Below are 9313 nucleotides of genomic sequence, written 5' to 3'. Positions count from 1 at the left end.
TGTATGTAGTAGATGGCATACCCATGTTGAGCGAAAGCAATTCTTCTTTATCCACTTCATTCAATACAACCGGAGAAGAAGTTGGACAGGGGCAAAACATCAGTTCTATTTCTGACATCAACCCCGATGATATTGAATCAATCGAAATTTTAAAAGATCCTTCTTCAGCCGCTATCTATGGTGCCAGGGCCAGCAATGGTGTGGTGTTGGTAACCACAAAAAAAGGAAAGGCTGGTAAAACACAAACCGGTTTTAACATGTATACAGGTGTTCAACAGGTGGCTAAGAAAATAAAATTTATGAACTCTACTCAGTTTGTGGATATGGTACAGGAAGCCAGGGCCAATGACCTGAAAATATACAATGCTGATAACACCGCTTTTGGGCCAGGTTTTGATCCGACGGTATTAACCGATCCATTAGCTTATTCTGCTGGCAGCACCAATACTGTTTGGCTTGACCAGATTTTTAGAACCGCCCCCATCAATAATTACGAGTTGAACCTGAAAGGGGGCAATGAAAAAACTAAATTCTATATTGGCGCAGGCTACTTCGATCAGCAGGGTATTGTGATAGAGAATTATTTTAAAAGGATGAATGCCCGCATCAACATCGATCATTCTATCAATGATAAATTTAGTGTAGGCGTTAACCTTAGCATGAGTAAAAGCCTTAACCACCGAAGCTTTAACGATGATACTTATAGCGGTATTGTTACCAACGCCATCGGTGCTTCGCCGCTGATGCCGGTATATGATGCCAATGGTAACTATGCAAAATTTGAAGATTACCAGGCAGGCTGGTTGTCGGATAACCCCGTAAAATCTGCCCATGAAATAAAAGGATTTACTGATGGTTATCGTTTTACAGGAACTGCTTTTGGTGAATACAAGATCAATAAAAATTTAAAATTCCGAACTTCCTGGAGTACGGATTATGCTGCTTTGACAGACAAGCTTTTTTTATCTCCCATCACTACCGATGGTGCACCAATTGGTGGCCGTGCAACCAAGGCTAATTTTAACAGCACCACCTGGTTAAACGAAAATATTTTTAATTATCAAAAATCAATTGGCAAACATTCCATTGGTGCGTTGGCGGGCTTTACGCAACAGGGTACTACTTCGGATAGAATTGCTACCGCCGGGCAGGGCTTCCCTTTAGGAAGCAGTCTATCGGATGTTTCTGTTGCGGCCATCATTACCCGTATACCTGTAACTCCCGGTGGCAATAACCGGTTACATTCTTATCTGGCAAGGTTAACCTATGATTATGATGGCAAATATTTGCTAAGTGCTGTGTTGCGTACCGATGGTTCATCGCGTTTTCCTCGGGGTAAACAATATGGTTATTTCCCCAGTGTAAGTGCAGGATGGAATTTAAATAAGGAGCGTTTTATGGAAGATAGCAAAGTGCTGACTGCCTTAAAAGTAAGGGCGAGTTATGGTTTTACCGGCGATCAGGAAATTGGCGATTATCAAAATAAACCATTGTGGCAACCTGCAGTGTATAACGGACAAAGTGGCCTGAAACCCAAACTGATTGTGGATCCTAACCTCACCTGGCAAAAAAATAAAGGTGCCAATGTAGGTATTGATTATGAATTTTTCGGTGGCCTTATCAGTGGTTCGGCAGACTATTTTATAAACACCCGTACCGACCTTTTAAACTATGTACCAATTGCGGGCACTACTGGTTTTGCAACCTTGCTTACCAATGGCGGTTCTGTGCAGGACAAAGGCTGGGAGTTTAATGTTACCTCAAGAAATATCAATAGCAACAATTTTAGATGGACTACCAATTTCAATATTACTTATCAAAAAAATACCCTTTTAAAAACACCGGTGGATAACCAGCAACTGAGTGCTTTTAATGATTTAAGCCCTACCCATATTTTAAAGGCTGGTCAACCGGTTGGAAGTTTTTGGGGTATAAAATACAAAGGAGTAAATCCCCAAACAGGTAGCCCAATGTATGAAGACCTGAACAAAGACGGTGTGATAGATGCCAACGATGCACAGGTACTTGGTCACGCAAGGCCTGATTATTTTGGGGGATTAAACAACAGTTTTAAATATAAAAATCTGGAGTTGATGGTGGCCACACAATTTAGCATCGGTAATAAGGTATACAACCTTATCCGGCCGGTATGGGAAAACCTTGGTTACAGCAACAACGGCGGACTAACACAAGTGTACGCCAATAATTCTGTCAATTCCCTTAAAAGATGGCAAAAGCCCGGGGATGTTACGGATGTTCCACGGTATTCTTTTGTCAATAAAAACTATATTGAAAACAGCAGCATGTTTGTAGAGAACGGTTCATTTTTTAGAATACGCACAGTAAACCTTACCTATACCTTTAATAAAAAGATGAAGATGTTTAATAACCTGCAGGTGTATGCACAGGTGCAAAATTTATATGTGTTTACCAAATACAAAGGGTTCGATCCGGAAGTAAGTTCCAACGGCGGAAACCAAGACAGGACGGCAGGTGTAGACTATGCTGCCTATCCACCGGCCCGCACTTTTACATTGGGTGTTAACCTTAGTTTTTAAATCTTAAAAATGCTGATCATGAAACTTTTTATAAAGAATGTTTTCTTTTTTTCTGTTGCGTTGCTTGCACTATCTTCTTGCCAGAAACTGGATGTTAGTTCACCAAGTGATGTACCTACCGCAGAGGTTTTTAAAAATGCTGATGGCTTACGAAGTGCAGTAACGGGCATGTACAGCACCATGCAGAAAAGAGAATACTACGGAGCCTATTACCCTTTGATGGCCGACCTTAACAGTGATGCACTTACACAGGGCGGCTATGATATTCCCGCATTGAATGAAATTGGCCAGCATGCGGTTACTTCTTCCAACTTATATGTGGAAAAGATGTATGTAGCGATGTACAATACCATTGCAACTGCCAACGCTATTTTGCAATCAGTGGATGTTATCAGCGATCCTAATTTAGTAGAGGCCGAGAAGAAAACGATCAAGGCACAGGCACTTGCCATCCGGGCACTGGCTCATTTTGATCTGTTAAGAATGTTTGGTTACCACTGGGATCTTACATCACCCAATGGCATACCGGTTATCACCAAAGTGCAACAGGCTACCGATATTGTACCAAGAAGTACTGTGGCAGATACGTATGCCGCTATTTTAAAAGACCTTACCGATGCAAACAGTATTGTACCCGCTGATTTTATAAATGCTAAATATGCCAATGCCGTGTTTATAAAAGCACTGCTGGCAAGGGTTTACCTGTATAAAAAAGATATGGTCAATGCCGCCGCAATGGCTACTGAAGTAATCAATGAAGGTACTTTCAGTTTGATGGATGCAACAAGTTTTTCTACCATTTATTCTAACCGGCTGAGTGCAGAATCTATTTTTGAATTAAGCTTTGATGCACAGAACCAAAGCTTTTTTAATGGCACAACTTATGTAAGGCCCGAAGCTTTGCGTACAGAAATTTTCTTTTTAGCCAATCAAAAACTTGATATGTTTTTTCAATCAAGACCAACAGATAAACGAAGTGGGTTGCTTGATTTTATCAACAACGATGCAGGTATTTTACCCGATGGCAGAACATTAAAATACCGGGGCGAGGTAACAAAAAATAATCCTGCCTACATGATGCGGATGGCAGAAGTTTACCTGATAGCCGCCGAAGCTAAAATGCTTGCTGGTGGCGGGTTAACATTTCTGAATGCAGTGAGGCAAAACAGGGGTATGGACGCATTGGCTCCGGCCGGTGAAGATGCTTTTTTACAGGCTGTTTTAGATGAAAGATTAAGTGAATTAAATTTTGAAGGCCATCGCTTTTTTGACCTGGCACGATATCAGAAAATAAAAGACGTACTAGGCGTGCCAAACGAAAATGCAGTGTTCCCTATTCCGTTAAGAGAACTGATTGCCACGAACCAACAGGTAAAACAAAACCCTGGTTTTTAAAAATATTGTATGCCACATCTTGCCATTACTGTTTTTTTAAAGAGTGCTTTTAGAAAAGCCGTAGCCGATATTGAAACAACGGTTCCGGTTACTAAAAGCACGCAAAATAGCAGAAGAAGATTTCTACAGGACGCAGGAATAATCGGCGCTGGAATGATGATGCTACCTTCTTTTTTACAGGCGGCTGATTTTAACAGCAATAAAAAAATTACCATTATTGGCGCTGGCATCGCGGGATTAAATGCTGCATATCAGTTACAAAAACTGGGGCTTCAATCAACCTTGTATGAGGCAGGCAAGCGCACTGGAGGGAGAATGTACACCATGAAAAATTATTTTGGTGATAATATTACCACAGATATTGGTGGAGAGTTTGTTGATACGAACCACGAGGAAATTATTGAACTGGTTAAGGAATTACAACTTGATTTTTATGATTTGCGTACGGAACAGTTAACCAACCAAAACGATTTATTTTAGTGGCAAAAATTATTCTGAAGAAATGCTGGGTGAAGCATTAAAACCTTTTGCTTCACAGATTGAAAAAGATATACGCTCTTTACCTGAAACAATTAATTATACTACCGCACCAGCGTTTGAGAAACTCGATCAGCAATCCATTGCAGGATATCTGAAACAACTGGGTATTGATGGCTGGCTGTATGATTTTATCTACACAGTTCTTACCCGGGAGTATGGCATGGAGGCATCGCAGCAATCTGCCATCAACTTCCTCATTATGTTTGAAGCACCTAAAGTGACCGATACAAAATACGAACTGTTTGGCAGCGATCACGAGGTATTAAAAATTAAAGGCGGTAGCCAACACCTGACAGACACCCTGACAAAAAAAGTACAAAAAAATATCAAGCTACAACACCAATTGCAATCCATTACGCAAGATAAAAATGGCATCAGTTTAACATTCAATAACCAGGGTAAAAAACTAATCTTACCCGCAGATCATGTTATCATGACATTACCATTTTCTGTTCTTAGAAAAATTGATCTTAATATCGAAATGCCTGCACAAAAAAAACGCTGTATTGATGAATTGGGTTATGGCAACAGTTGCAAATTCATCATGGGCTTTAAAGGCAAGCCCTGGCGAACTGCCGGTAAACAAGGGTATACCTTTACTGATGAAGCATTTGGTTGTGGATGGGATAGCAGTCAGATGCAATCGGAAAAAGAAGGAAGTTTTACCGTTTTTGGCGGAGGAGATTTTGGCGATGAAATGTTGACGCAGCAACAGGAAAAATTGCGCAACAATTATGTAAAAGCCCTGGATAATATTTACCCGGGTTCGTCCGGCAATTATTCTGGGAAAAATATAAAATTCTGCTGGCAAAAATCACCTGTTGCCAAAGCCGGTTACAGTTGTTTTACAACCGGGCAATGGAGTACATTGGCTGGCTGGGAAGCGATACCTGTTGGGAATATTCATTTCGCCGGGGAGCATACCAGTCTTGCATTTCAGGGCTATATGAATGGTGCGGCCATCAGCGGAAAAAATGCTGCTACACAAATTGCAGCCAACATTTTAAAAATGAAAAACCCCCATAATAATAAACAAGTTACGTAAACCAAAAAAGCAGCAATTGATGATACATTGATTGCTGCAAAAAAATAGCTACGACAAAAAAGTATGAGCAACTCAGCAAAAATATTAGCAGACAGAAAGCAGTTTGTACCCAATGCCATTGGGATTTTTAATCCGTCTACAGCAGCAAGCGCAAGTGGCGGTATTATCACGGATGCCGATGGAAATGAACTGATAGATTTTGCCGGGGGCATCGGTGTGGTAAATGCGGGACACTGTCCCCCAACTGTCGTGAAAGCAATTGCAGACCAGGCTGCAAAATTAATTCACTGCAGTTTTAATGTAGCTTCTTACGAAATGTATACCCGCCTCGCTGAAAAACTGGCCACCCTTTTTCCTCATGGAGATTCTACTAAAGTAATGCTCACCAACTCTGGCGCAGAAAGTGTAGAGAATGCTATTAAAATTGCAAGACAGGCAACAGGAAGACCCGCTATTATTTGTTATGAAGGCGCTTTTCACGGGCGCAGTATGATGGCAATGACACTAACCAGCAAAGTAGGCTACAAATTAGGTTGCGGCCCTTTTGCTCCGGAAGTATACCGCCTGCCCTACCCTGATTATTACCGCAATGGCAATGGTTTGCAACAGGATGAATTTTCGCATTTGCATTTACGTGAGTTAGAAATTTTCTTTCAAACGCAAGTGCCGCAACAACAAGTTGCGGCCATTATTATTGAGCCCGTTCAAGGAGAAGGTGGCTTTAATGTAGTGCCTGAAAAATATTTAAAAGGGCTTAGAAAAATATGTGATGACAATGGCATATTATTGATATTGGATGAAGTACAAAGTGGCTTTGGACGTACCGGAAAGTGGGCTGCTTACCAGCATTTTGATGTAACCCCGGATATTTCCACCTGGGCAAAATCAATGGGTAGCGGTATGCCGATAGGTTGTGTAATTGGCAGAGCAGATATTATGGACAGTTGCCAGCCTTCTACCATTGGTGGTACCTACGCAGGCAATCCTGTTTGCTGTGCTGCCGCATTGGCAACCATTGAATACATGGAAGCCATTGATATCAATACACTCGGAGAAAAAGTAGGTAATATTGTGCGGGTACGGTTTAATAAAATGAAGCATAAATTTCCGGCCATTGGTGATGTGCGGGGGCTGGGAGCTATGATGGCTTTCGAACTGGTAAAAAATGGAGATCCTTTTCAGCCTGACGGGGATAGTTGTAAAAAATTGATAGGGTATTGTGCAGCACATGGATTAATCGTAATCAATGCGGGTATCAATGGCAATGTAGTGCGCATTCTTAGTCCGCTGGTGATTAGCGAAGCGCTATTAAATAAAGGACTGAACATTATTGAAAATGGGCTGAAAGAAATTTTAAGTTATTGAAAATGAAATGCTGTAAAAAAGCGATTGTTTAAAAAGTTCTTTCATTTTTTTGGTTGAAAGTTGGTACAGCGTAAGCCCGCAGGAGTTATCAATTTGTAATTGATAACAATCGTTGTATTTACGTGCCGTAGATTAGCCCCCATCTGCATTCAATTTTAAGGGGCCGCTCCGATGGAGCGAAATGGTAGTTGGATGATTTTTACAAAGCGGTGGCTCCCATGGAGCCGGAAATTGAAAATGTGTATGAGTAACATTTATCAGCAGATTAAAAAGTTCTTTTATTTTTAGGTTACAAGTTGTTACATCGTAACTCTGCAGGAGTTACCCATTTGTAGAAAACAACAATCATTGTATTTGCGTGCCATAGGTACGCCCCCTGATCTGCATTCAATTTTAAGGGGACACTCCGATGGAGTGAAATTATAGGTAGAGGATTTTTACAAAGTGGCGGCTCCATCAAGCCGGAAATTGAAAATGTGTATGAGTAACATTAATCAGCAAATTAAAAAATTCTTTTATTTTTTAGGTTTAAACTTAGTACAACGTAACTCCGCAGGAGTTATCCATTTATAGAAAAGAACAAACATTGTATTTGCGTGCCGTAGGTACGCCCCCATCTGCATTCAATTTTAAGGGGCCGCTCCGATGGAGCGAAATGGTAGTTGGATAATTTTTACAAAGCGCAGGCACCCATGGAGCCGGAAACTTAAAATGTGTATGAGCAACATCTATCATCATATTAAAAAGTTCTTTTATTTTTTAGGTTTAAACTTAGTACAACGTAACTCCGCAGGAGTTATCCATTTGTAGAAAATAACAATCATTGTATTTGCGTTCCGTAGGTAAGCCCCCTGATTACGGGAGGAATAATTAAACTATCATTGAAAAGATAAATAAATATAATCAGGGCCAATAAAAATTAATATGATGGAAGTAAAGCAATTTATAAATGGACAATGGATTAATGCAATTGGCAATGGTACCATTCCATTGATTAATCCGGCCACCGAAGAAGTGATCGGAAATATTTCGTTTGGCAATGGCGATGATTGCAATACTGCAATTGATGCAGCCAGCCACGCTTTTAAAACATGGGGTAAAACCACGCCTTATTTCAGAGCCGGAATATTAAAAAAAGCTGCCCAATTTATAAGAGATAATGTGGAGGAACTTGCCACCGATATGGTGAACGAAAGTGGAAAGCCAATAACCGAAGCAAAGGGTGAATTTATAGTAGCGGCCAACCTTTTTGAATGGTATGCAGAGGAAGGGAAAAGAGCCTATGGCAAAACCATCCCCACCAACCGGATTGATAAAAGAAGCTTTACGCAATGGCAGGCGATGGGTGTTATTGGTGTAATTACTGCATGGAATTTTCCGGCCTATAACCCGGCAAGGGCCTGGGCTGCAGCACTGGCAGCGGGTTGTACGGTGGTGGCCAAACCATCTGAATTTACACCGATGGCAGGATTGCATTTAGCCAAAGCACTCGAAGCATCCGGCCTGCCTCCAGGAGTATTAAATGTCTTAACCGGAGATGCCGCCCTGATAGGTGAAGCCATGTTGAACCATCCGCAGTTAAAAAAAATAAGCTTTACCGGCAGCACCAAAGTGGGTAAAATTTTAATGGATGGGGCCTCCAAAACCAGTACCAAACTCTCTTTGGAATTGGGTGGCAATGCGCCGGTAATTATTTACAACGATGTGGATGTACAGGCTGTTGCAAAAGCTGCGTCACTCGCAAGATTCAGAAACAATGGACAAGTTTGCATCGCACCACAACGTTTTTATGTGCAGGAAAATATTTATAATGAGTTTGCAGAGGCAGTAAGCAAACAGGTGGCACAATTAAAAGTAGGGAACGGTTTTGAAGAAGGTGTACAACTGGGACCATTGATCACATCCAGACAGCGGGATGGTGTAAATGAACTTTTAAAAAAAGCTACAGATGAGAAGGCGCACATTTTAACTGGCGGCAAAATGCCTGCGCATTTAAAAAAGGGATATTTTATACAACCGGCTGTTGTAGCCAATTGCAGTGCTGCTTCCGTGCTGGCACACAATGAAATATTTGGACCGGTATTACCACTGTTTTCTTTTAACAATATGGAGGAAGTAATTGCCCGGGCAAATGATACGCCCTATGGGTTGGCCTCCTATGTTTTTACCAACAACATTACTACGGCGTTTACTACCGCAGAGCAACTGGAATTTGGCATGGTGGGCATTAATGAATGGACACCCCATGGAACCGAATTACCATTCGGCGGCTGGAAACAAAGTGGACAGGGACATGAAAGTGGCAGCGAAGGATTGTATGAATATTTGCAATTGAAGCTGGTGAGTATTGGAGGGATTTGAGGATTTCGAATTGTAGAGAATTCTTAATCCTAATTAATAATTAATAATT

At 41.1% G+C, this 9313-nt stretch carries 7 protein-coding genes; 6 read left to right on the top strand and 1 reads right to left on the bottom strand.

The window, feature by feature from the left end; all coding sequences use genetic code 11:
- From H7254_RS11370 to H7254_RS11350, 5 genes are all read left to right on the top strand, one after another.
- Positions 1 to 2558: SusC/RagA family TonB-linked outer membrane protein (locus H7254_RS11370; RefSeq protein WP_301933080.1), on the top strand; the 2558-nt coding region annotated here is incomplete at its 5' end.
- An 18-nt stretch (positions 2559 to 2576) separates the two neighbouring features.
- Positions 2577 to 3953, top strand: a complete 1377-nt coding sequence (locus tag H7254_RS11365) for a RagB/SusD family nutrient uptake outer membrane protein (RefSeq protein WP_301933079.1) — start codon at positions 2577 to 2579, stop codon at positions 3951 to 3953.
- A gap of 9 nt (positions 3954 to 3962) precedes the next feature.
- Positions 3963 to 4433 (top strand): FAD-dependent oxidoreductase, encoded by a 471-nt coding sequence (locus tag H7254_RS11360; protein WP_301933078.1) that lies wholly within the window; start codon positions 3963 to 3965, stop codon positions 4431 to 4433.
- A gap of 22 nt (positions 4434 to 4455) precedes the next feature.
- The gene (locus H7254_RS11355) at positions 4456 to 5538 is read left to right on the top strand and encodes an NAD(P)/FAD-dependent oxidoreductase (protein ID WP_301933077.1); all 1083 of its coding nucleotides are present in this window, start codon (positions 4456 to 4458) and stop codon (positions 5536 to 5538) included.
- A 63-nt stretch (positions 5539 to 5601) separates the two neighbouring features.
- Positions 5602 to 6903 (top strand): aspartate aminotransferase family protein, encoded by a 1302-nt coding sequence (locus H7254_RS11350; RefSeq protein WP_301933076.1) that lies wholly within the window; start codon positions 5602 to 5604, stop codon positions 6901 to 6903.
- 567 nt (positions 6904 to 7470) lie between these two features.
- Here H7254_RS11350 and H7254_RS11345 read toward each other — a convergent pair.
- The gene (locus H7254_RS11345; RefSeq protein WP_301933075.1) at positions 7471 to 7641 is read right to left on the bottom strand and encodes a hypothetical protein; all 171 of its coding nucleotides are present in this window, start codon (positions 7639 to 7641) and stop codon (positions 7471 to 7473) included.
- A 186-nt stretch (positions 7642 to 7827) separates the two neighbouring features.
- Here H7254_RS11345 and H7254_RS11340 point away from each other — a divergent pair, with 186 nt between their 5' ends.
- Positions 7828 to 9264 (top strand): NAD-dependent succinate-semialdehyde dehydrogenase, encoded by a 1437-nt coding sequence (locus H7254_RS11340; protein ID WP_301933074.1) that lies wholly within the window; start codon positions 7828 to 7830, stop codon positions 9262 to 9264.
- Positions 9265 to 9313 lie beyond the last annotated feature (49 nt).

This window comes from Ferruginibacter sp. (assembly GCF_014377975.1).
GTDB lineage: Bacteria > Bacteroidota > Bacteroidia > Chitinophagales > Chitinophagaceae > Ferruginibacter.
Note: the sequence above shows the minus strand (reverse complement) of the source record. Positions and strands in the feature narration are given on the sequence as shown.